Source organism: Amycolatopsis cihanbeyliensis (assembly GCF_006715045.1).
GTDB lineage: Bacteria > Actinomycetota > Actinomycetes > Mycobacteriales > Pseudonocardiaceae > Amycolatopsis > Amycolatopsis cihanbeyliensis.
This window is the reverse complement of record NZ_VFML01000001.1, coordinates 3096921-3119900: the sequence shown is the minus strand read 5'-3', so window position 1 is coordinate 3119900 and position 22980 is coordinate 3096921. Positions and strand designations below refer to the sequence as shown.

Here is a 22980-nt window from a genome sequence, read left to right as displayed (position 1 = left end):
CCGGATGGCGGGCGCCGCGGCCGTGATCATCTGCCTAACGTGCACCCTGCTCGTCATTCTACTGGAGGTGGGAATGTCCCGATCCCGACGCTGGCTGCTACCCGCGGCCACGACGCTCGCGCTGGGTGCGACCGGCATCCTGGCGCCGGCCGCGAACGCCGAACCGGCCGCGGCCACACACTGTGACTCGACCGGCCCGGAGTACGGCTACGTGGTGCTGTACGACCCCCACACCCCGCGTCACCGGGTGGACCGCGAGCTGCGGGCCGAGTGCGGCGATCCGGTCGCCTACTACCGGGAGATCGGGGTCGCGGTGGCGACCTCGAGCGACCCCGGTTTCGCCGAGCGCCTCGGCGTGTTCCGTGCCTACTCGGGCAGCAGGGAGATCGCCGAGCCGCCGGAGACCGCGGCGGCCGAGGCCAGGGCGCGGGCCCGCGCGGCCGAGGATGAGAACCTGGAGCGCACGACCGAGGTGGTGTCCGGCACCGAGGACCTCAGCGCGTTGCAGTGGGATATGCGGGCGATCAAGGCACCGCAGGCCAACCGGATCGACGAGGGCAGCCGCTCGGTCACCGTGGGTGTGGTCGACTCGGGTATCGAGCCCACGCATCCCGGCCTGCAGCACGCGATCGACCCTGCCGCCTCGGCGGGCTGCCTGTCCGGTGCCCCGGACACCGGTGCGCAGGCCTGGGCGCCGACCACCTCCGACCACGGCACGCATGTCGCGGGCACCATCGCGGGCAAGGACCCGGCCACGGGCTTCACCGGCGTGGCACCCGGGGTGCGGCTGGCGTCGGTGAAGGTGGTCAGCGACCAGGGTTTGATCTACCCGGAGGCCGCGGTGTGCGGCCTGATGTGGTCGGCGAAGCACCGGTTCGAGGTGGCCAACCACAGCTACTACATCGATCCCGGCATGTTCTACTGCCCGAAGCAGCCCGGTGACGCCGCGGCCTTCGAGGCCGTACGGCGCGCGGTGGAGTACTCGACCCGGCATGGCGTGCTCAACGTGGCCGCGGCCGGTAACAGCGGATTCAACATCCCCGAGCAGACCACCGACCCGAACAGGCCGCACCCGGTGAACCCCGGCTGCGCGATCCTGCCGGGCGGGGTCGACGACGTGGTGACGGTGTCCGCGACCGGCTACACCGGCAGCAAGGCGTACTACAGCAACTACGGCAGGCACGCGATCGAGGTCGCCGCGCCCGGCGGTGACCCCACCCGGGTGCCGCCGGAGGGCGAGGGCCCGGCCTGCCCGCTGTCCACGGTGTTCGACGGCAAGTACGGCAGCAAGTGCGGTACCTCGATGGCCTCCCCGCACGCGGCCGGGGTGGTCGCGCTGCTGGCCGGCAAGTACCGGCACGCGCCCCCGTGGGCACTGGAGGCGCTGCTCGGGTTCAAGGCCGCGGACCCGGTTCCCTGCGGGGACGCCGAGGACTGTGAAGGTCCGAAGTGGAACAACTCCTTCTACGGGAAGGGAATGGTGAACGCCTTGCGCGCGGTCCGCTGACCACCGGAACAACCGACCGCACGCGGGCACGGCAGATCCTTGCCGTGCCCGCGTTTTTGCGCACCCGGACCGGAGCAGGCCGCTGCGCCGACTCCCCTCGACGGCTGCGCCGTTCGGCCCTATTCGGGTCACGGTTGCGACACGCGGGCGGATTCGGCAGTAACGCGGGTGCGTGTTCTCCCGCTTGTGGGGTGCAGAAACGCTCACTCCGGTGAGCGGTCCCCACGGGCGATCGGGAGGTCCATATGGGTTGGTACGAGCGAAGAGCCAGGCCCCGCAGGGCACTGGCGACCTCGCTGGCCGGAACGCTGGTCGCGGTCGGCCTCGCCGCGTTCCCCGCGACGCCGGCGGCGGCCGCGGTGCCGACCGGGTTCGGGGACACGGTCGCGATCTCCGGGCTCAGTTCGCCGACGGCGGCGGCCTTCGCTCCGGACGGACGGGTGTTCGTCGCGGAGAAGAGCGGGATCGTCAAGGTCTTCGACTCGCTCGCCGACCCGAGCGCCACGGTGTTCGCCGACCTGCGCACCCAGACGCAGGACTTCTGGGACCGGGGACTGCTCGGCCTCGCGGTGGACCCGCAGTTCCCGCAGCGGCCCTATGTCTACGTCAGCTACACCTACGACGCCGAACCCGGCGGCAGCCCGCCGCGCTGGGGCGACGAGTGCCCGTCCCCGCCGGGCGCCACCGACGAGGGCTGCGTGGTCACCGGCAGGGTTTCCCAGTTGACCATGGGTTCCGGTGGTACCGCCACCGCCGAGCAGCCGCTGCTCACCGGCTGGTGCCAGCAGTACCCGAGCCATTCCATCGGCACCGTGACCTTCGGCCCGGACGGTGCGCTGTATGTCGGCGGCGGCGACGGGGCGAGCTTCAACTTCGCCGACTACGGGCAGGTCGGTAACCCCTGCGGGGACCCGCCCGAGCCCGCGGGCACCGGTCTCTCCCCGCCGGACGCCGAGGGCGGCGCGCTGCGCTCGCAGTCGCCGAACCGGCCTGCCGGGCAGCCGGTGGTGCTGAACGGCGCGATCCTGCGTATCGACCCCGACACCGGTGCGGGCCTGCCGGGCAACCCGTTCGCCTCCAGCGGCGACGCCAACGAGCGGCGGATCATCGCCTACGGCATGCGTAACCAGTTCCGGTTCGGCTTCCGGCCCGGCACCAGCGAGATCTGGTCTGGCGATGTCGGCTGGAACGCATGGGAGGAGATCAACCGGATCACCGATGCCGGGGACGCGGTCGCGGAGAACTTCGGCTGGCCCTGCTACGAGGGTGACGAGCGGCAGCCCGGCTACGACGGGGCGAACCTGAACCGGTGCGAGTCGCTGTACGCCGGTGCGGGCCAGGACGAGCCGTACTTCGCCTACCGGCACAACAGCGAGGTGGTGCCGGGGGACGGCTGCGCCACCGACGGTTCCTCGGTCGCCGGGATCGCCTTCGAGTCCGGCAGCGACTACCCCGCCGCCTACGACGGCGCGCTGTTCTTCGCCGACTCCTCCCGCGGCTGCATCTGGGCCATGCAGACCGAGTCCGGGCAGCCGAGCCCTTCGCGGATCGTGCCGTTCGTGACCGGTGCGGATGTGCCGGTACAGGTGCTCACCGGACCCGGCGGCGACCTGTTCTACGTCGCGCTCGGCGCCGGCCAGTTGCGCAGGGTGAGCTACCACTCCGGGAACCGGCCGCCCTCGGCGGTCGCCACGGCCACCCCGTCCTCCGGTCCCGCGCCGCTGACCGTCCAGTTCGACGGGACCGGCTCCAGCGACCCCGACCAGGGGGATGGCCTGAGCTACGCCTGGGACCTGAACGGCGACGGGAGCTACGACGACGCCGCCGGACCGACCGCCTCCCGGACCTATGTGGAGGTCGCGCAGGTGAATGTCGGCCTGCGGGTCACCGACTCCGATGGCGCCACCGACACCGCGACGGTGCCGGTGACCGTGGGCAGCCCGCCGGGGCAGGACCCGGTTCCGGTGATCGACGAGCCGACCGGCGAGCTGAACTGGCGGGTCGGCCAGACCGTGCCCTTCTCCGGCAGGGCGGTGGATCAGCAGGACGGCACCCTCCCGGCGTCCGCGCTGTCCTGGCGGCTGGCGATCCGGCACTGCCAGGAGGGCGGTGGTTGCCATACGCACAACGTGCGGGACTTCGACGGGGTGTCCGCGGGTGAGTTCGTCGCGCCGGACCATGGCTACCCCTCGCACCTGCGGCTGACGCTCACCGCCACCGACTCGGACGGCAACACCGGCAGCAGCACGCTGGAGCTGTATCCGCGGACGGTGGAACTGACCTTCACCTCGAGCCCCAGTGGGGCCGCGCTGACGGCGGCGGGTGCGGAACAGCAGGCGCCGTTCACCCGCACGGTGATCGTCGGCTCGAACAACTCGATCAGCGCCGCCAGCCCGCAGCGGCTCGGCTGGCTGGACCTGAAGTACGCCTTCAGCAGCTGGTCCGACGGCGGTGCCCGCACGCACAACATCACCGCTCCGGCCGAGCACACCGAGTACCGCGCCACCTACCGACTCTGCTGGTTCCTCAACCCCTGTTAGCAGTCACGGAGAGTGCGTAGCGACTCCGGTGTTGGGGCCACTGTCGAACCGGCCCTCGTTGAGTACGTGCTGAAAGCGCTCGGACGGGTAGCTTTGCTCGTACGAACCGTCCAGCAGGCCCACGACGTCCGTTTCTTCCTTGCTGATGAGGCGCTTCGTTCCATCAGTGGAGTGCGCCGCTCCGTAGTCTCCGTGCCTTGCCCCAGCACGGGACTCGCCTCGAGGTACATTTCCGGCGGGTTCGGGAACAAGTGCATCAGATTGTCGCGATGGTCGACTATTTGCCACGTCCCCTCCCTGATCGATTCGTCTCCGGTATAGACCGGGATGTGCCGAGTTCGATACTGCGTGGTGTCGTCCACCCGCGGGGTGGGCGACACTCCCTGCAGCAGTCCTACCGCCACGCCCAACTGGTCGTTGGCCAGGACGACAGCCAGATGAAACCCGGTCCCGGACGGTGCTTCTGCCGGGATGGCCACCACGTCACCGAGCTTCGGCTTCGGGTCGGTTCTCGAGACGTCGTCCGTGGTGAGCTCGCGTATGTCGTCGCTAGCCCCGGGCTTTCGCGGGAGTGAGGGTTTGGCGGCGTGCCGTGGAAGGAGAATGGTGCTCTGAGCTGCGATGATACGGCTTGTCGAAGGTCGTATTGGTCGCAGGTTCAGGAGCACCATTCAGGTGAGTAAGTGTAGGTCGCCGTATCCGCGGCTGGTGGTAGGCGGGTCGGGTTCGGGTGTCGTGTCGCAGGCCGGGGCGGTGTTGCTGCTGCGCACGGCCGACGCGGTCGGGCTGACGGGCGCGTTGTCGAGGGCGTTGTCACCGTGGCGAGAACCCCTGGCCGTGCACGATCCGGGCAAGATCGTGCTGGATGTGGCGATCGCGGTCGCGCTGGGCGGCGACTGCCTGGCCGATGTCGGCCTGCTGCGGGCCGAACCGGGCGTATTTGGGCGGGTGGCGTCGGATCCGACCGTCTCCCGGTTGATCACCACACTGGCCGACGACGCGGGCACGGCGGTGACGGCCATCCGGTCCGCGCGCGCCGCGGCACGTAATGTGGTGTGGCGTGGGAACGCGCCAGTGACCACGCACCCGATCACGGGATCGACGCCGACGATCCGCTCATCATTGACCTGGATGCCACGCTGGTGACCGCGCACTCGGACAAGGAACGCGCCGCACCGAACTTCAAGCAGGGGTACGGGTTTCATCCGTTGGGTGCGTGGGCCGACCACGGTGTCGACGGGACCGGTGAGCCGCTGGTGGTGATGTTGCGGCCGGGCAACGCCGGTTCCAACACCGCGGCCGATCACCAGCAGGTGCTGGCGGACGCGTTGACGCAGCTGCCGTTCCAACCGGGCTATCGGGTCGGCAGAAAAGTGTTGGTGCGCACCGATTCCGGCGGCGGAACACATGACTTCGTGCGCTACTGCCACCAGCGGCGGTTGCAGTACTCGGTCGGGTTCACCCTCACCGAGACCACCGCTGCCGCGGTCGAGAAGATCCCTGAGCATGTGTGGACGCCCGCCTACGACGCCACGGCCAGGTCCGGGACGGGGCGTGGGTGGCGGAGCTGACCGGGTTGATCGACCTGCCCGGCTGGCCCCCCGGCATGCGCGTCATCGTCCGCGCCGAACACCCGCACCCCGGCGCGCAACTGCGGTTCACCGACCGTAACGGGCTGCGGCTGACCGCGTTCGCCACCAACACCACCCGCGGCCAACTGCCGGATCTTGAGCTGCGGCACCGCCGCCGCGCCCGCTGCGAAGACCGCATCCGCACCGCGAAAGACACCGGGCTTGCCAACCTACCTCTGCACGGTTTCGACGCCAACCGGATCTGGATCGAGATCATCTGCCTCGCGGCTGAGCTCACCGCCTGGATACAGACGCTCGCCCTCCACGGCCACGACGCGCGCCGCTGGGAACCCAAACGCCTGCGCCTGCGGCTGTTTTCCCCCACCGCGCGGCTGGCCCGCCACGCACGGCAAACCCAGCTCCGGTTCGCCAAACACTGGCCCTGGACCAGACTGATCACCACCGCACTCGCCCGCCTACACCCCGGCTGACCAGCCCAAACCCGCCCCAACAACCAACGAAGGGACATCCATCCGGGCCCGTGGAACCCGGCAGCCAACCCGCTGAACGGGCCGCCAACCACGCCCCACGACCAGAAACACCATCAAAAACCCAATCCGAACCCGATCAGGCCAGCACGTCAGCCACGCGAAAGATCAGGGCTAGTGACGTCGGCGAAGGCAACTGTCGACGCCTTGAGGGTCTGGAGGACGTAGCTGGCGAGGTCCGCCGGAGCGGCGAGCTTCTCGCTGACGCTGTGGGCTCGTTCCGTGAGGAATGCCAGAAATACGACGCCTCATTGAACGTGCTGTCGTTGAGCCCTGCGACGCGATCGGACGGATCATTATGGTACCAACGGTGGTCGCTGTCCCTCGCCTTGAACGTCACGGGAAACGGCAAGTCGTCCACGAACTCGCTGTTGGTGGCCATGGACCAGCCGAGGATTTCCAGGAACTCGCCGAAAGTCGGTAGGTCCTCTTCCTCGTCCGAAAACGATCCTTCACTTTGTCATCTGTTGAATTAATTTTCATGCCTTCGTGTTATCTTCCTTGTTTCGCGACCGGACATCCGCTTGGCGTTGGCTCCTGAAAGGGATAGTTCGCGCCCTATCTTAGAAGAACTTGGGTGTGTTGCGGGCGTATGCCATTGATCCTGCAGGAATTCGCAGCCTGCCGCAAGGGAGGGCAGGTACGCCGAGGTGATCGATTTGTTCGGCTACGCGGGTGAGTCTGTGGCCGAGTGCCTCGCCCCGGCCGCCGTCGGTGTGGCAGCTTTGTTGGTCGCGATCACCTGCGGGTTCTGCCGCCGCGAGGAAAGGCCGCTCGCCGAGTATGTCAGCGAGCGACCCTCTCGTCGTTTATGGCTCGGATGCCCTCAGCACGGCCAGCGCTGAGCGGGCGGTCGCGACGACGACGGCCCACTGCGGTGCGGTCGCATACTCCGCGTCGTCGAGATCGGTGCCTAGCTCGTCGAACACGGTGTCCAGGGCTCGCTTCAATGGCTGCAATGCCTCAGCTTCCTCCTTGTTGCGCAGCACATTGCCGACAGCGTGCTCTGGTTCCTCGAAGACGGAGGTGTCGTCGTAGAGGGCGTGCACCGCATCGTCGGTGGTGTAGGGCATTTGTTCGTGCGGATGCTCCTTTCGTACCCATACCTGCTGCTGGTACTCGGCGTCGGCGAGGTGCTCAACGGCTTCGACTACCACGGTACGCATGCCGGGAAAACGAACCTGTGTCATGGTTTGTTCCACTGAGACCATTTCAGCCAGTCGGTTAGCGGGATATGCAATTCCGGATTCTTCTTGGGCGATGAGTTTGGAGGATACCGTTTCCCGTTCGGGCCGACGAACTGGCCTCCGTCGCGGACGACCACATGATCCACTCGTTGTGACGGATGCTCGTGTGTCGGGTTTCCCCGGTCGATGCGGATGCCCTGCGCGTCGCGGTTCGGTCCGAACCAACGCACCCCTTGCTTAGTGTTCGTTTCCGGCCTCCACTTGCCGTTAGGTATGGCGGCCTTCCAGTCTTTCGGGATCTTCGCGAGCACCGCCTCCGGTAGCCAGCCTCGGGCGGCCTGCTGTGCGAAGTCGTCGAGATACTTGCTGAGATTGGCGATCTTGCCGGAGCCAATGATTCGGCCGAATCCTCCGCCGGCGACGGCTCCTGGCCCGTTTTCTGGAATCGCGAGCGGTGCGTTCTTCAGGTCTCGCAGTAGGGTCTCCAGGCCGCTACTGCAAGAGCCCTTCTTGATGGTGCAGTAGAGTTTGAGTAGGCGGGCGTTGGCATCGGCTGCGCCTTTCAGGCCGTCCCAGTTGATGAAGAACGCGAAGCCGGCGAGCCAGTTGTCGAAGTCGCGAGCTAGTGCGTTGCATGCTTCACCGTTGTAGCTGCTGGACAGCGCTATGCCGTTGAGGTAGCACAAGCCGTCGGCGTGGATTAGGTATGAACCGTTCTCGAACTCGGCGATGCTGACCTGCTGGTCCGGGTCCGACGAGGGCGGCGTGGTCTGCTCCTGCTTGCGCAGTTGCAGGTAGTGCTGCCACGCTTCGTCGGCCGCGGCGGTTGCCGCCTCGGCGTCCTTGCCCGCGGCCTCTGCTGCGGCGCGGGCTCGTGCGGCATGGGCGGCCGCGGTGTTGGCGTGGTTACGGGCCCGTGCGGCGGACGCTCTGGCCTGAGCTGCGGAATGCGCGGCTCTGCTGGCGGCCTCGTGCGCGGAAGCTTCGGCGTTGCGGGCCGCGCGAGCCGAGGCGGCCGCCTGGTTGGCTGACTCCTGTGCCTGCGCGGCCGATTGGGCCGCTTCGTCGGCGTATCCTTGCGCCTGGTCCGCCGATTCACGAGCCTGGCGAGCATACCCTGCTGCTTCCTCCGCCGCGTCGCGGGCTATCGCCGCTGCCTCGGCGGCCTCGGCGGCGAGTTGCTGTGCGTGTGCGGCGGCCCTGGCGGCTTCGGCGACGAAGTAGCGCACTTCAGCGACGTGAGTGGCGTAGTCGAGGTCGCGGCGCTTCGCCTTGAAATACTCGACTTGGAGGAAGTCTTCCAGGTAGGAGGTGGGACCGGCGAGCGCGATCTCCGCGGCGGCCTTGACCTCGCGGCCGCCGGCGTCCATGAGCTGCGCGACCTCGATCCGGTTGTCGTGCTCGGCCGCGGTGTATTGGCCACTTTCCAGGAACTGGCGACGGTCCTCCGCGGTCCCGTCCAGTGCTTCCTGGGCAGCGGCCTTCATCGCGGGCCCGCCGTCTGCCATCAACTGGGCGATCTTGACCCGATCGTCGTCGTCCTTGCCCGGATAGTTCCTGGTACGCAGGAACTCCAGGACGTCCTGGTAGTTGCTAGCCAGCGCGGCCTCGGCCGCCTCCACGAACGCCGGGTTGTCGCTGCGAGCCGCCAGGTATTCGACGCGGGCGCGGTCGTCCTGTTCCGCTGCAGTGATCCGCTGGTCCTGCACATACAGCCGGACGTCGGATTCCCCGCCGGTCAGCGCTGTGGTCGCGGCCTCCGCCGACCACGGACCTCCGGTCCGAATCAGCCGAGCGGCGATCTTGCGGCCGTTGATAAGCACTGTCTGTGGCGAAGCGTCCGGTGCGGATGCCTCGGCGATCAGTCGTTTGGTCTCTTCGTCCAGCCGTGTCTGTTCGGCCTGTTCCCAGTCCAGTTCGGCCTGCCTGGCATCAGCGGCCTCTTTGGCTTCCTCGGCCTGACGCACCTTCTCCGCGGTGTGGGCCCTGAGCTGTTCGTCCTCAGCCTGGCGCGCCTTCTCCTCGACTGCACGGGCTTGATTGGCGGCCGTGGTGGCGGCATTGGCAGCTTCGATGGCCGCGTTGGCGTGCGCCGTCGCTTCCCTGGCCGCGTCGTCGGCCTCTCCGGCCCTGTCTGCTGCTTCGTCGGCGGCGCGCGCGGCTGCCTCGGCGTGTTCCGCCGCCCGGTTGGCCGCGTCTCTGGCTTCGGCTGCGGCGCGGGCAGCTTCGTTAGCCAGCGCGGTCGCCCGGTTGGCTGCCCTCGTGGCCTCCGCGGCCAACCGCCGCGCGTCGGCGGCCGCCCTGGTCGCCCGCGCCGCTTCGGCGCCTGCCTCGTCGGCGTACTTTTCGGCTTCGCCCGCGGCGGAGCCCGCGGTGTCGGCGTGCCCGGCCGCGCTCAGCGCGGCACGGCCGGCGTCGATAGCGGCGCGTACGGCGTCGATCGCCTTGTCGGCGGCCCCTGCCGCGACCCTGGCACTCTTTGCTACGTCCCTGGCGGTCTCGGCTGCTGCCCGCGCTTGGGCAGCCTTACCCTTGTCTCCGACAGCCGCGGCCGCGGCATTGTAGGCGCGGGCGGCGGCCTGACCGGCCAGTGCGGCAGCGGTCGACGCCCTGGATGAAGCGTTGGCCGCTACCCTGGCGGCGTTATTGGCAGCGTTAGCCGCGCCGATCGCGACCTCGGCGGCTTGGGCAGCGCGAGTTGCCGCATCCGCCGCCCGGCCCGCCGCGCTCGCGGCACGGACGGCCTCGCCCTTGGCCGCTTCCATCTCCGCTGCGGCCCGTTGTGCGGCTTCCTTAGCCAATCTCGCCGCCTCCACGGCGCGGGCCGAAGCTTCCTTCGCGCCAGCGGTTTCCCTGGCGGCCGTCTCGCCAGACGACTTGGCCAGCTCTGCCAGCCTGGCGACCGTGGCGGTCTCCTGGTCGCGTGCCCTGGCAATGTGCTGACCGCGCTCGAGGAAGTCGCGGATGTCCCCGATGGAGCCGTTCAGCGCAACCTGAGCAGCCCGCTGGACGTTCGGGCCACCGGAGTGCATGATCTGCGCTACCCGAACCCGATCGTCATGCTCGCGCGCGACATACTGTTGAGCGAGCAGGAACTCCGTCACATCCTCCGTATCGCCGTCTAACGCCTGCTGCGCCGCTTCCCGCACACCGCGGCCACCAGCGTGCATGATCTGCGCGACTCGGACGCGCTCGTCCTCAGCCCAAGGGCCGCGCCAACCCCCATCCAGGTAGGAACGCAGGTCGTCAGCGGAACCGGAAAGTACCGTACCAGCTGACTGCTTGACGCCGGGGCCACCGATGGTGAGCAGTTGGGCCACCCGGACGCGATCATCGTGCTCCGCAGCCACCTGGTAGCCCGTATCGAGGAACTCGCGTAGTTGCGCGTCGGTACCGGTCAGAGCAACCTCGGCTGCCCGGGAAACCCCAGGACCACCCGTTGTAAGCAATTCGACCGCCTTGGCTCGGTCGGTCGGTGACGTCGGCTCGGTCGCCGCGGTCGGCGCCAGAACACTCGATGTAACGATCAAGAGCGCGAAGATTGCTAGGACGACGCGTCTCAGGATAACGAGTCCGTTTTCCATTGAGTCCCCCTGAAATTGCAGCTAACAGCTGCTCGACAACACACTAAAGATTATACAAGTGGTTTCTGATCATACGGACAACGGCAATGATCGACGACCGCAAATTCTCGGGTCGAAATAGTCATTGGGCGCGCATGGGTTCTGGATTCTAGAAGACTCGGATCAGTCAGGTAAATGGGAAAGCATGGAATGTGACTTAAATCACAGTTGAGTATCCGGGTTGGGTTCTGCATATATGGTTGCTGGCTGCTATCCGCTAATGCGGCAAATCAGTAAAGGGACCAACATCTTGCTCCGGATGGTCCAATGCGAATGAGTGAACGAGGGGAATTCAGCAATGCGAAGTTCATGGTTACGGGTCGTGCTTGCGGCGTGTGCCAGTGCGATTGTGGCGGTAGGTGCGGTTGTCGCCATGAGTCTGTTCATGTCGGAGGGTTCCGAGTTTGCGTCGGCGGCGCAGCGGTCCGACGACGTGATCGAGCAGAAGTCGGAGACGACCGAACCGCCGGTTATCGTGGAGGATTCATCTTACCCGAACGCAGATCAAATTCTGGCCGAGAGCGGTGTCGAGCTCCTGAAGGGTAACGGTCGAATTCTATTCACAGAATGTGTCGACGGGGCAGACGTCATCCGTGTGCATAGTCGGAGTGTCAACGAGTTCTGCTTCTCGGTTACTGCGCAGGGCGGCTATGTGACGATGGAAGTCTCCGAAGTCTACCTCATCAAAGCCGACAGTCACGATCTTCAGGCAATCTTGAACGTCAAGGGTGACATCGAGCAGGTCAATATCGATAAAAATGAATGGAAGTCGGTGGGAGAAGGAACGGACCCGGAGAATGGACCGTCCACGCTGCTGGAAATTCGGACTGCCGAGTAATCGGCAAGGGATGCGGGTGTGGTCTTCGATCATGCTGTGGCGATCTTGCTAAGAGTATGAGCTACCCATGATAGCGATACAGAGTTCGGATGCATGTGACGAGCAGACTGATGGGGTAGCTTCACCGGGCGAGTGGCGGTTCTGTTGACTACCGAGTTGTTGTCGGTCGTTCCAGTCCATGAGGCCCATCTGGATGATGGTCGACCATCCTATTCGTGATGATAGTCAAACTTATTGGGGAGTGGAAGGATGCGTAGCAGGAGAAGACGCACGACCGTGCTTTCGTGCCTGTTGGTTGCTGGTTTTGCCGGTGGTTTGTTGAGCGGCGGGGCGGTGTATGCCGTGGGTGGTGGCCCGGCGCCTGAGGGGGAGTACGGGTTCGTCGCGGAGATCTACATCCAACAGCGGGAGTGTAGTGCGGCGTTGGTCGATGTCGAGTGGTTGGTGACGGCGAGTAGTTGTTTCGCCGAGGATCCGGGGGAGGGGTTTCCGATCCCGCCGGGTGTTCCGGGGGAGCCGGTTACGGCGGTGGTCGGGGGTGCGTATTCCGGCCGGGGTGAGGGTCGGGTGCGGTCGGTGGTGGAGTTGGTGCCGCGGGAGGATCGTGATCTGGTGCTGGCCCGGTTGGATGAGCCGGTTCTGGACGTCACGCCGGTACCGATCAGCACGATGCCTGCCGGGCAGGATGAGGTGTTGAATGTGGTGGGGTACGGGCGCACGGCTGAAGTGTGGCAGCCGGACGAGTTGAACATCAGCACGTTCTCCGTAGCTGGCGTCAACCCGAGCACGATCGATTTGCAGCCGGCGGCTGAGGACGCGGCGCTGTGCAAGGGTGATGCGGGTGGTCCGGCGGTGCGGGAGGTGGAGGGTCGGCTGGAGTTGGTCGGGATCCACAGCCGGTCCTGGCAGCATGGCTGCCTTGGGGTGGAGGAGACCCGTACCGGGGCGGTGGACACCCGGGTGGACGACCTCACCGGCTGGCTGGATCGTTCGCCGCTGCAGCAGCGGGTCGACACTGACCCGGCGCTGGAGGCCGAGATCGGCACGCCGGTCGGTTCGGAGGTGGTGGAGTGGCCGTATCGCTATCGGGAGTTCGAGCGGGGCCGCCTGTACTGGTCCGCGGACACCGAGGTGACCGCATTCATCCGCGGCCCGATCCTCGATCGGTATCTCGCGCTGGGTGGGCACGGCCGGTTCGGTGCGCCCACCATCGACGAGGTCGCCACGCCGGATGGTGTGGCCCGGTACAACCACTTCTCCAAGAACGCTTCGATCTACTGGACGCCCGATACTGGGGCGCATGGGGTGTGGGGCGAGATCCGGAAGAAGTGGGCGGCGTTGGACTGGGAGCGGGGGCCGATGGGCTACCCGACCACGGACGAGGTCGCCACGCCGGATGGTGTGGCCCGGTACAACCATTTCACCAAGAACGCTTCGATCTACTGGACGCCCGATACTGGGGCGCATGGGGTGTGGGGCGAGATCCGGAAGAAGTGGGCGGCGTTGGACTGGGAGCGGGGGCCGATGGGCTACCCGACCACGGACGAGGTCGCCACGCCGGATGGTGTGGCCCGGTACAACCATTTCACCAAGAACGCTTCGATCTACTGGACGCCCGATACTGGGGCGCATGGGGTGTGGGGCGAGATCCGGAAGAAGTGGGCGGCGCTGGACTGGGAGCGGGGTCCTATGGGGTACCCCACCACGGACGAGACCAAGACCCCGGACGGCGTGGGGCGGTACAACCACTTCACCAAGGGCGGCTCGATCTACTGGTCACCCGGAAACGGCGCGCATGAGATATATGGACTGATCAAGAAGCGCTGGGCCTCGCTCGGCTGGGAAAAGTCGTACCTCGGCTACCCCACCAGCGGGGAGTACAGCGTGCCCGGCGGGAGGCGGAACAACTTCGAACACGGCTACATCCGCTGGACCCGTAGCACCAACACCGTCATCGACCGCCCCTACTGACACCCTGTGGCCTGTGCCTGGCTTAGGAAGGCCGCAGCATCTGCTTACTGCCATGAGTGATTCGTTCCCTGCGAACCCGCAGGGAACGAATCACTCTTGACAGGCGTGGCGGAGGGTCAGACGCGCTTGAACATCAGGGCGCGCTTGACCTCCTGGATGGCCTTGGTGACCTGGATGCCCCGCGGGCAGGCGTCGGTGCAGTTGAACGTCGTCCGGCAGCGCCAGACACCCTCGGCGTCGTTCAGGATGTCCAGCCGTTCCTCCGAACCCTCGTCCCGGGAGTCGAAGATGAACCGGTGCGCGTTCACGATCGCGGCCGGGCCGAAGTAGGAGCCGTCGCTCCAGTACACCGGGCAGGAGGAGGTGCACGCGGCGCACAGGATGCACTTGGTGGTGTCGTCGAACCGCTCCCGGTCGGCCGCCGACTGGATCCGCTCGCGGGTCGGCTCGTTGCCGTAGGCGATCAGGTACGGCTTCACCGCCCGGTAGGCCTCGAAGAAGGGCTCCATGTCGACATAGAGGTCCTTCATTGTGGTCAGGCCCTTGATCGGCGCGACGCTCACCGTGGTGGGCTTCCCCTTTTTCGCCAGCAGGTCCTTCACCAGCACCTTGCACGCCAACCGGTTGATGCCGTTGATCTGCATGGCGTCCGAGCCGCAGATGCCGTGCGCGCAGGAGCGGCGGAAGGACAGCGTGCCGTCCACGTAGCTCTTGATGTTGGTGAGCAGGTTGAGCACCCGGTCGGTCGGCAGCGCCGGGACGTCGTAGGACTCCCAGTGCGGGTCGGTGTCCAGCTCCGGGTTGAACCGCAGGATCTTCACCGTGATGGTGACCGAGCCCTCCGGCGCGGGGATCTGCGAGGTGTCGTGCGAACCGGTGGTGGGTTCGGCGGTCGTGGCAGTCATCAGTACTTGCGCTCCATCGGCTCGTACCGGGTGAAGGTCACCGGCTTGTAGTCAAGCCGGATGTCGGCGAGGAAGCCGGTCAGGCCCAGCGGCGCGTCCGGATCCTCCTTGTCGGGCAGCAGCTTGTACGACATCGAGTGCCGCATGAAGTTCACGTCGTCCCGGTTCGGGTAGTCCTCGCGGGCGTGCCCGCCGCGGGACTCCTTGCGGGCCAGCGCCGCGGTCACCAGCGCCTCGGCGAGGTCGAGCAGGAAGCCCAGCTCGACCGCCTCCAGCAGGTCGGTGTTGTACCGCATACCCTTGTCGTGCACGGCGATCCGGCCGTAGCGCTCCTTCAGCGCCTGCACGTCGGTCAGCGCCTGCTTGAGGGTGTCCTCGGTGCGGTACACCGCCGCGTTGGTGTCCATGGTCTGCTGCAGCGCGGTGCGGATGTCGGCCACCCGCTCGCCGCCGTGCGCGGTGCGCAGGTGGTCGACCATGCCCTGCACCATCTTCGCCGGGCTCTCCGGCAGCTCGACGAACTCGTGCCCGCTCGCGTACTCCGCGGCGGCGATCCCGGCGCGCCGGCCGAACACGTTGATGTCCAGCAACGAGTTGGTGCCCAGCCGGTTCGAGCCGTGCACCGAGACGCAGGCGACCTCCCCGGCCGCGTACAGCCCGGGGATCACGTTGTCGTTGTCCCGCAGTGCCTCGCCGTGCACGTTGGTCGGGATCCCGCCCATCGCGTAGTGCGCGGTCGGGTACACCGGCACCGGCTCGTGCACCGGGTCCACGCCGAGGTAGGTCCGGGCGAACTCGGTGATGTCCGGCAGCTTGGCCTCCAGCACCTCGGCGCCGAGGTGCGTGCAGTCCAGGTAGACGTAGTCCTTGTCCGGCCCTGCGCCCCGGCCCTCCAGTACCTCGAGCACCATCGAGCGGGCCACGATGTCCCGCGGCGCCAGGTCCTTGATGGTGGGCGCGTACCGTTCCATGAACCGCTCGCCGTCGGTGTTGCGCAGGATCGCGCCCTCGCCGCGCGCCCCCTCGGTGAGCAGGATGCCCAGCCCGGCCAGCCCGGTCGGGTGGAACTGGTAGAACTCCATGTCCTCCAGCGGCAGGCCCTTGCGGTAGTAGATACCCATCCCGTCGCCGGTCAGCGTGTGCGCGTTCGAGGTCGTCTTGAACACCTTGCCGAACCCGCCGGTGGCGAACACGATCGACTTGGCCTGGAACACGTGGATCTCACCGGTGGCCAGCTCGTAGGCGATCACGCCGGAGGCCACGTGCCCGCTCTCGGTCTCGGTCAGCGTGATGTCCAGCACGTAGAACTCGTCGAAGAACTCGATCCCGTGCTTCACGCAGTTCTGGTACAGGGTCTGCAGGATCATGTGCCCGGTGCGGTCGGCCGCGTAGCAGGCCCTGCGCACGGCGGCCTTGCCGTGGTCCCTGGTGTGCCCGCCGAAGCGCCGCTGGTCGATCCGGCCCTCCGGGGTCCGGTTGAACGGCAGGCCCATCCGCTCCAGGTCGAGCACCGCGTCGATGGCCTCCTTGGCCATGATCTCCGCGGCGTCCTGGTCGGTGAGGTAGTCGCCACCTTTGACCGTGTCGAAGGTGTGCCACTCCCAGTTGTCCTCCTCGACATTGGCCAGCGCCGCGCACATGCCGCCCTGGGCCGCCCCGGTGTGCGAGCGGGTCGGGTACAGCTTGGTGAGCACGGCGGTGCGGCTGCGCTGGCCCGCCTCGATGGCGGCCCGCATACCCGCACCACCCGCGCCGACGATCACCACGTCGTACTTGTGGAATTGCATGAGAAACGCTCCGTGTGTGGTGGGTCAGCTGGCCGAGATGTTCGGGTCGAAGGTGAAGATCACCAGGGTGCCGACGGAGAGGATGAGCACCATCGACACGTACAGCACGATCTTCAGCCAGAACCGGGTGCTGTCCTTGCGGGCGTAGTCGTCGATGATGGTGCGCAGGCCGTTGCCGCCGTGCAGCTGGGCGAGCCAGAGCATCGCCAGGTCCCAGAACTGCCAGAACGGTGAGGCCCACCGGCCCGCGACGAAGGCGAAGTTCAGCCGGTGTACCCCGCCGTCCAGGATGTTCATGATGAGCAGGTGGCCGAGCACGAGCACCACCAGCGCGAGGCCGGAGATACGCATGAACAGCCAGCTGTAGAGCTCGAAGTTGCTGCGCCGGGCCGCCGGGCGGCGCGGGGAGCGGGGCTTGTCCAGGGTGAGGGCCTCGGTCATCAGTTCCCGCCTCCGAACAGTTCGCGCACCGTGCGTTCGAGCATGACGTAGGTGCCGGGCACCATCACGACCACCCAGATGCCGATGATCGTCCACAGCATCTGGCGCTGCAGCCTGGGGCCCCTGGACCAGAAGTCCACCAGCATCACTCGGATGCCGTTCAGCGCGTGGTAGAGCACCGCGCCGACGAGCGCGACCTCCAGCAGGTTGACCAGCGGGGTCTTGTAGGTCTCGATGACCGCGTCGTAGCTGTCCGGGGACACCCGGACCAGCGCGGTGTCGAGCACGTGGACGAACAGGAAGAAGAAGGTGAGCACGCCGGTGACACGGTGCAGCACCCAGGACCACATGCCGGGGTCGCCGCGGTAGAACGTGCCGCGCCGTGAAGTGCCTGTCCGATCGCTGCGCACCGCCGCGTGGCTCTCGGCCCCCTCCGCTGCGGTGCTAGCCGTGGTGGACATCGGTGAAAGGCCTCCAACGTCTGGCTGGACTGAGCCCGGCTGACCGGCGACTCCGACGCCCGCAGATGCGTCCACTTGGGACGGATCGGCGACGATGCCGAGGTCAAAGGTCGTCGAGCGTTGATGCACTGGATGCTAGACCCGCCGCGTCCGCGGCACTCAACCTCGGCCTCGTCTGTGTGATGGACCAGACACCACCGGCGAACATATTAGGATACTGTATACAATTGCTCGAGTAAACATTTGGATTACGCGCGGTGGTCTCCTTATGGTCTTCCGCTGACCGGCGGGTACCGTGCGCCAATCGAGCTTGATAACTGGGGAACGAGAAAGGCTGCCAATGAGAATCAGTCTTCGAACGCGCGGCCGGATGTTCGCGGCTGTCGCGATGGCTGGCGTGCTCACGCTGGCCGGTTGTGCGAAGGACTCCGGTACCAACAACGCCGACTCGGGTGGCTCGGGCGATGCGGGCCCATGCGTGACCGCTCCGGAACCGCCGCCTCCCCCCAAAGGTAGCTCGCGGGAGAGTAAGGCGCCCGTCGACGTCGATGCCAGCGACCTGCGGGTCGGCCTCGCCTTCGACCTCGGCGGCCGCGGCGACGCCTCGTTCAACGACGCGGCGGCGGCCGGCGTCGACAAGGCGAAGGCGGAACTCGGCGTCACCGACGTCAGCGAGAGCACCGCGACGGCCAACGAGACCGAGGACGCCAAGAAGCAGCGCCTGCAGCAGATGGCGGCCGCGGGCTACAGCCCGATCATCGCGGTCGGCTTCGCCTACGCGCCCTCGGTCAAGGATGTCGCCCCGAAGTTCCCGGACACCCAGTTCGCGCTGATCGACGGCACAGTGGACCTGCCGAACGTCACCCCGCTGCTGTTCGCCGAGGAGGAGGGATCCTTCCTGGCCGGGGTCGCCGCGGTCTACAAGAGCGAGAACTGCCACGTCGGTTTCGTCGGCGGCGTGAACACCCCGCTGATCCAGAAGTTCCAGGCGGGTTTCCGGCAGGGTGCCGAGGCGGTCTCGGACGAGGTGCAGATCGAGGAAGACTACCTCACCCCGGCCGGGGACATTACCGGCTTCAACGACCCGGCCAAGGGCAACGCCAAGTCCTCCGCGCAGATCGCCAACGGCGCCGACGTGCTCTTCCACGCCGCCGGGGCCTCTGGCAAGGGCGTGTTCCAGGCCGCCAAGTCGGCCGGTGCGCTGGCCATCGGCGTCGACTCCGACCAGTACAAGCAGCAGACGATGGACCCGGTCAAGGACGTCATCGTCACCTCGATGGTCAAGCGGGTCGACGTGGCCGTGTTCGACTATCTCGTCGCGGTGGCCAGGGACGATCTCTCCACGCTGCCGGAGCGCTTCGACCTCGCCGCGGGCGGCGTCGGCTATTCCACCTCCGGCGGCAAGATCGACGACATTGTGCCGATTCTCGAGGGCTACAAGCAGCAGATCATCGACGGCAAGATCAAGGTCTCGGCCGAACTGGAGAACTGAGCGTCACCCACGCCTGGGCCCGCGGCGGCGATCCCGCCCGGCGGGCCCAGGCTTTCGGCAAGGAGAGCCCACCCGATGAACGAACCTCGGCCCGACCAGGGCGAGCTGGTCGTCCAGCTGACCGGTATCACCAAACGTTTCCCCGGCGTGGTCGCCAACTCCGACGTCAACCTCGTCGTGCACGCGGGCGAGGTGCACGCGATCTGTGGGGAGAACGGGGCGGGCAAGTCCACCCTGATGAAGATCCTCTACGGCATGCAGCAGCCGGACGAGGGCACCATCGCGGTGCACGGTGAGCAGGTGCGGCTGCGCAACCCGCAGGACGCGATCACGGCCGGGATCGGCATGGTGCACCAGCACTTCATGCTCGCCGACAATCTGACCGTCCGGGAGAACGTGCTGCTCGGCGCGGAGTCGCTGCACGGGATTGGCAGGGCTGCCTCGGCGCGGGTTGCCGATCTCGCCGAGCAGAGCGGGCTGCGGGCAGCGCCGGGCACCCTGGTGGAGCGGCTCGGCGTCGCCGACCGGCAGCGGGTGGAGATCATGAAGGTGCTCTATCGGGGCGCCCGCATCGTGATCCTGGACGAGCCGACCGCGGTGCTGGTTCCGCAGGAGGTCGACGCGCTGTTCAACACTGTGCGCAGTATGCAGCGCGAGGGTTTCACCTTCCTGTTCATCTCGCACAAGCTGGACGAGGTGCGTGCCATCGCCGACACGGTGACCGTGATCCGGCGCGGGTCCACCGTCGGCACGGTCGACCCTTCCACGGTCAGCAGCAGGCAGCTCGCCGAGATGATGGTGGGCAGCGAGCTGCCGAGGCCCGAGACCAGGCGGTCGAGGGTGGGTGGCCGTGACGTGCTTCGGGTCGATGCCCTGCGACTGTCAGCCGACGACACCGGGGGCGCCGGCCGCGCGGTCCTCGAGGACATCTCGTTCACCGTGCACGCGGGCGAGGTGCTCGGCATCGCGGGCGTCGAGGGCAACGGGCAGACCGAGCTGGTCGAGGCGCTGATGGGTATCCGCAGAGCCGGTGGCGGGACGGTCGAACTCACCGGCCCCGACGGCGAACCCCAGGACCTCACCCGGCTCGGCACCCTGGCGCGCAGGGAGGCGGGCATCGGCTACATCGCAGAGGACCGCACCCGGCACGGCCTGCTGCTCAAGCAATCGCTGTGGGCCAACCGGATGCTCGGCTACCAGACCCGCGAACCGGTGGCTGGTCGCCGGCTGCTGAACATCGCGGGCGCGAAGAAAGACACCGAACGGATCATCGAGGCCTATGACGTGCGCACGCCGGGCATCGACGTCGTCGCGGGCGCCCTGTCCGGCGGCAACCAGCAGAAGCTCGTCGTCGGCAGGGAGCTCTCCTGCCGGCCGGTGCTGCTCATCGCGTCGCACCCCACGCGCGGCGTCGACGTCGGGGCGCAGGCGCTGATCTGGGAGCAGATCCGCACCGCTCGCGCCGAAGGGCTGGCCGTACTGCTGGTCTCGGCGGATCTCGACGAGCTGATCGGCCTGTCCGACACGATCAGGGTGATGCTGCGCGGACGGCTGGTTAGCGAGGCCGACCCGGCGACCGTCACCCCGCAGGAGCTTGGCTCGGCGATGACCGGCGCGGAGAGTGGGGGTGAGGGCGAGTGAGGTCCTGGCGCTCCGCGCTGCTGCCACCGCTGCTGGCGATCGTGTTCGCGGTGCTGCTGTCCTCGATCGCGTTGCTGGTCTCCGGGGCCGACCCGCTCCGGGCCTTCGGCACGATGGTCAGCCAGCTCGGCCGTGGCAACGTCGCGGTGGACACCGTCAACCTCGCCACCGTGTACTACCTCGCCGGGCTCGCGGTCGCGGTCGGCTTCCAGATGAACCTGTTCAACATCGGGGTGGAGGGCCAGTACCGGTTCGCCGCGATCATCGCGGCCATCGTGGGCGCGGCGATGGACCTGCCGCCCGTGCTGCACACCCTGGTGATCATCCTGGTGGCCGCGTTCGCCGGTGCGGCCTACGCGGCCATCCCGGCGGTGCTGAAGGTCACCCGCGGCGTGCACGAGGTGATCTCCACGATCATGCTGAACTCGATCGTCGGTGGGATCATTGCGTTCCTGATCAACCCGGACCAGTTCGGCGTGCAGCGCGGCAACAACGTCAGCACCGCGGAGATCGATGAGAGCGGCTGGGTGCCGGGGATTCCGCTCGGCGGCGCGGGCACGATCTTCGGCTTCGCGATCGTCGCTGCGGCGCTCGGCTACGGGTACTGGTTCCTGCTCAACCGCACCCGGTTCGGCTTCGAGCTGAGAGCAAGCGGCGAGTCGCCGACCGCGGCCGCGGCAGGCGGGGTCAGCGCTAAGAAGATGGTGCTGGCCGCGATGCTGATCTCCGGCGCGGTCGCTGGGCTGGTCGCGATGCCCGAACTGCTGGGCCGTGACCACGTCTACTACGTCACCTCGGCGCAGCAGTACGGCTTCACCGGCATCGCGGTTGCCCTGCTCGGCCGCAACCATCCAGGGGGGATCGCGCTCGGTGCGTTGCTCTGGGCCTTCCTGGACAAGTCGGCGGTCTCGCTCGAATTCATCGACGTGCCCAGGGAGATTGCGACGATCATCCAGGGCACGATCGTGCTCTCCGTGGTGGTTGCCTACGAGGTCGTCCGCCGGGCCGAGCTCACTGCCGAGCAGCGCAGGGTCGGCCGGGCCTTCGGCGGTAACGGCAGGGGCGGCAAACCCGCCTCGGTGAGCGAAGGGGGTTCGGTATGAGTCGCCCGGTGTCGAGCCGCGGCTCTCAAGGTGACAGCGGAGCGCGCCCCTGGCGGAAGACCCCGCGTGGGGCCGCGGAGGAGCGAGCATGAGTGCGATGATCGCGCCCCCCGCGAGTTCGCCGGAGACGATGCCGCCCGAGCCCCGGCGGCGGATGCCGGGCTGGCTGCGGGGCGTGCTGTGGGCGGTTGTGGCGATCGCCGTGCTGTCCACCACGTCTTACCTGACCGGGGTGGACGTGCTCACGTCCACCAACACGGCGAACACCGCGCTGCGGCTCGCGCTGCCGATCCTGCTGGCCGCGCTCGGCGGGCTGTGGGCCGAACGCGCCGGCGTGATCAACATCGGGCTCGAGGGCATGATGATCCTCGGCACGTGGGGCGCGGCGTGGGGCGCCTACTACGGCGGCGTGTGGGCCGGGTTGCTCGCGGCGATCGCGTTCGGCGCGCTGGGTGGACTGCTGCACGCGCTGGCGACGGTGACGTTCGGGGTCAACCATATCGTCTCCGGTGTCGCGATCAACCTGCTCGGCCTCGGCGTGACGAAGTACCTGGCCAAGCTGGTGTTCGAGCCGCTGTCGGGCAACCCGAAGCAGTCGCCGCCGGTGCCGAAGTTCGACACCTACTCGGCGACCTTCCTCTCCGACTGGCTCGGCGACCTCGAGGAGATGCAGCGGGCAGGGATCTCCGATGTGGCCGGGTTGCTGCGCGGGCTGATCACCCAGGTCTCCCCGCTGGCGATGATCGCGCTGCTGTTGGTCCTCCTCAGCTACCTCGTGCTCTGGCGCACCCGGTTCGGCCTGCGGCTGCGTTCCTGCGGGGAGAGCCCGGTGGCGGCCGAGTCCCTCGGGGTGAACGTCTACCTGCACAAGTACGCCGCGCTGGCGGTGTCCGGTGGGCTGGCCGGGATGGGTGGTGCCTCGCTGGTGCTGCTGCCCGGCGGGGCCGACTACCTGGAGAACCAAACGAACGGCCGCGGGTTCATCGGCCTGGCCGCGATGATCTTCGGCAACTGGCGGCCCGGTGGGCTGCTCGGCGGCGCCGCGCTGTTCGGCTACGCCGACGGCCTGCAACTCTCCGGGGGCGGCGAGGCGGTGCTCGCCCTGCTCTACGGCGCGGTGCTGCTGCTGGCGGTGATCGTGGTGGTGCAGTTGTTGCGGCGGCGGTGGATCGCGGCGGCGCTCGGGGTGGTCGGGGCCGGGATCCTGTATTACATCTACTGGTCCAACGACGAACTGCCGAGCGACCTGATCCCGTACTCGGCGCACTTCGTCACGCTGATCGTGCTTGCCGTCGCGGCGCAACGGCTGCGCCCACCGAAGTCGATCGGCCGGCAGTACCGTCGCGGAGAGGGCGACTGATGGAG

Annotated in this window: 14 protein-coding genes and 1 pseudogene; 9 read left to right on the top strand and 6 right to left on the bottom strand. The window is 67.5% G+C overall.

What is annotated here, in order from left to right:
* The first annotated feature begins 73 nt into the window (after positions 1-73).
* The 3 genes and pseudogenes from FB471_RS13855 (at position 74) to FB471_RS13845 (ending at position 6109) form a co-directional block, all read left to right on the top strand.
* Entirely contained in the window at positions 74-1507 is a 1434-nt protein-coding gene (locus FB471_RS13855) for a S8 family peptidase (protein ID WP_141998482.1), read from the top strand.
* 245 nt (positions 1508-1752) lie between these two features.
* Positions 1753-4047 carry a PQQ-dependent sugar dehydrogenase gene (locus FB471_RS13850; RefSeq protein WP_141998480.1) on the top strand — a complete coding sequence of 765 codons (2295 nt, stop codon included), beginning with the start codon at positions 1753-1755 and terminating at the stop codon, positions 4045-4047.
* A 675-nt stretch (positions 4048-4722) separates the two neighbouring features.
* Positions 4723-6109, top strand: a pseudogene (locus tag FB471_RS13845) (IS1380 family transposase).
* 866 nt (positions 6110-6975) lie between these two features.
* Here FB471_RS13845 and FB471_RS13835 read toward each other — a convergent pair.
* Positions 6976-7356 (bottom strand): SCO4402 family protein, encoded by a 381-nt coding sequence (locus tag FB471_RS13835; RefSeq protein ID WP_141998478.1) that lies wholly within the window; start codon positions 7354-7356, stop codon positions 6976-6978.
* Positions 7353-10937, bottom strand: a complete 3585-nt coding sequence (locus tag FB471_RS13830) for an ALF repeat-containing protein (RefSeq protein ID WP_141998476.1) — start codon at positions 10935-10937, stop codon at positions 7353-7355. Before FB471_RS13830 ends, FB471_RS13835 begins: the two co-directional genes overlap by 4 nt.
* 412 nt (positions 10938-11349) lie before the next feature.
* On the opposite strand from FB471_RS13830, the gene FB471_RS13825 reads away from it, so the two are divergent.
* Both FB471_RS13825 and FB471_RS13820 read left to right on the top strand, forming a co-directional pair.
* Entirely contained in the window at positions 11350-11814 is a 465-nt protein-coding gene (locus FB471_RS13825; protein ID WP_170220804.1) for a hypothetical protein, read from the top strand.
* A 342-nt stretch (positions 11815-12156) separates the two neighbouring features.
* Complete coding sequence (locus FB471_RS13820; protein WP_246076397.1) at positions 12157-13785, top strand: trypsin-like serine protease; 1629 nt, start codon at positions 12157-12159, stop codon at positions 13783-13785.
* Between the two features lie 116 nt (positions 13786-13901).
* On the opposite strand, the gene FB471_RS13815 is transcribed toward FB471_RS13820, so the two are convergent.
* Genes FB471_RS13815 through sdhC form a run of 4 tightly spaced genes read right to left on the bottom strand, consistent with a single transcriptional unit; the run spans position 13902 to position 17379 of the window.
* Complete coding sequence (locus tag FB471_RS13815) at positions 13902-14690, bottom strand: succinate dehydrogenase iron-sulfur subunit (protein WP_141998471.1); 789 nt, start codon at positions 14688-14690, stop codon at positions 13902-13904.
* A complete protein-coding gene (gene sdhA, locus FB471_RS13810) occupies positions 14690-16477 on the bottom strand; it encodes a succinate dehydrogenase flavoprotein subunit (RefSeq protein WP_141998469.1) in 1788 nt (595 codons plus the stop codon). The genes FB471_RS13815 and sdhA overlap by 1 nt, the downstream gene beginning before the upstream one ends.
* Positions 16478-16501: 24 nt before the next feature.
* On the bottom strand, positions 16502-16918 hold the full coding sequence (locus FB471_RS13805; protein WP_141998467.1) for a succinate dehydrogenase hydrophobic membrane anchor subunit: 417 nt from the start codon (positions 16916-16918) through the stop codon (positions 16502-16504).
* Positions 16918-17379 (bottom strand): succinate dehydrogenase, cytochrome b556 subunit, encoded by a 462-nt coding sequence (gene sdhC, locus FB471_RS13800; RefSeq protein WP_141998465.1) that lies wholly within the window; start codon positions 17377-17379, stop codon positions 16918-16920. Before sdhC ends, FB471_RS13805 begins: the two co-directional genes overlap by 1 nt.
* Before the next feature lie 388 nt (positions 17380-17767).
* Between sdhC and FB471_RS13795 the strand changes: the two genes are divergently transcribed.
* The 4 genes from FB471_RS13795 to FB471_RS13780 all read left to right on the top strand — a co-directional run bounded on the left by FB471_RS13795 (position 17768) and on the right by FB471_RS13780 (position 22975).
* Positions 17768-18871, top strand: a complete 1104-nt coding sequence (locus FB471_RS13795; protein ID WP_141998463.1) for a BMP family lipoprotein — start codon at positions 17768-17770, stop codon at positions 18869-18871.
* Between the two features lie 75 nt (positions 18872-18946).
* Positions 18947-20512 carry an ABC transporter ATP-binding protein gene (locus FB471_RS13790; protein WP_141998461.1) on the top strand — a complete coding sequence of 522 codons (1566 nt, stop codon included), beginning with the start codon at positions 18947-18949 and terminating at the stop codon, positions 20510-20512.
* The gene (locus FB471_RS13785; protein WP_141998459.1) at positions 20509-21615 is read left to right on the top strand and encodes an ABC transporter permease; all 1107 of its coding nucleotides are present in this window, start codon (positions 20509-20511) and stop codon (positions 21613-21615) included. The genes FB471_RS13790 and FB471_RS13785 overlap by 4 nt, the downstream gene beginning before the upstream one ends.
* Before the next feature lie 88 nt (positions 21616-21703).
* Complete coding sequence (locus FB471_RS13780; RefSeq protein ID WP_141998457.1) at positions 21704-22975, top strand: ABC transporter permease; 1272 nt, start codon at positions 21704-21706, stop codon at positions 22973-22975.
* The last annotated feature ends 5 nt before the right edge of the window (positions 22976-22980 follow it).

Excerpts from the sequence above, each read along its gene's own strand:
- FB471_RS13855 (WP_141998482.1), top strand. The coding sequence starts at position 74 with ATGTCCCGATCCCGACGCTGGCTGCTACCCGCGGCCACGACGCTCGCG.
- FB471_RS13850 (WP_141998480.1), top strand. The coding sequence starts at position 1,753 with ATGGGTTGGTACGAGCGAAGAGCCAGGCCCCGCAGGGCACTGGCGACC.
- FB471_RS13835 (WP_141998478.1), bottom strand. The coding sequence starts at position 7,356 with ATGACACAGGTTCGTTTTCCCGGCATGCGTACCGTGGTAGTCGAAGCC.
- FB471_RS13830 (WP_141998476.1), bottom strand. The coding sequence starts at position 10,937 with ATGGAAAACGGACTCGTTATCCTGAGACGCGTCGTCCTAGCAATCTTC.
- FB471_RS13825 (WP_170220804.1), top strand. The coding sequence starts at position 11,350 with ATGAGTCTGTTCATGTCGGAGGGTTCCGAGTTTGCGTCGGCGGCGCAG.
- FB471_RS13815 (WP_141998471.1), bottom strand. The coding sequence starts at position 14,690 with ATGACTGCCACGACCGCCGAACCCACCACCGGTTCGCACGACACCTCG.
- sdhA (WP_141998469.1), bottom strand. The coding sequence starts at position 16,477 with ATGCAATTCCACAAGTACGACGTGGTGATCGTCGGCGCGGGTGGTGCG.
- FB471_RS13805 (WP_141998467.1), bottom strand. The coding sequence starts at position 16,918 with ATGACCGAGGCCCTCACCCTGGACAAGCCCCGCTCCCCGCGCCGCCCG.
- sdhC (WP_141998465.1), bottom strand. The coding sequence starts at position 17,379 with ATGTCCACCACGGCTAGCACCGCAGCGGAGGGGGCCGAGAGCCACGCG.
- FB471_RS13795 (WP_141998463.1), top strand. The coding sequence starts at position 17,768 with ATGGCTGGCGTGCTCACGCTGGCCGGTTGTGCGAAGGACTCCGGTACC.
- FB471_RS13790 (WP_141998461.1), top strand. The coding sequence starts at position 18,947 with ATGAACGAACCTCGGCCCGACCAGGGCGAGCTGGTCGTCCAGCTGACC.
- FB471_RS13780 (WP_141998457.1), top strand. The coding sequence starts at position 21,704 with ATGAGTGCGATGATCGCGCCCCCCGCGAGTTCGCCGGAGACGATGCCG.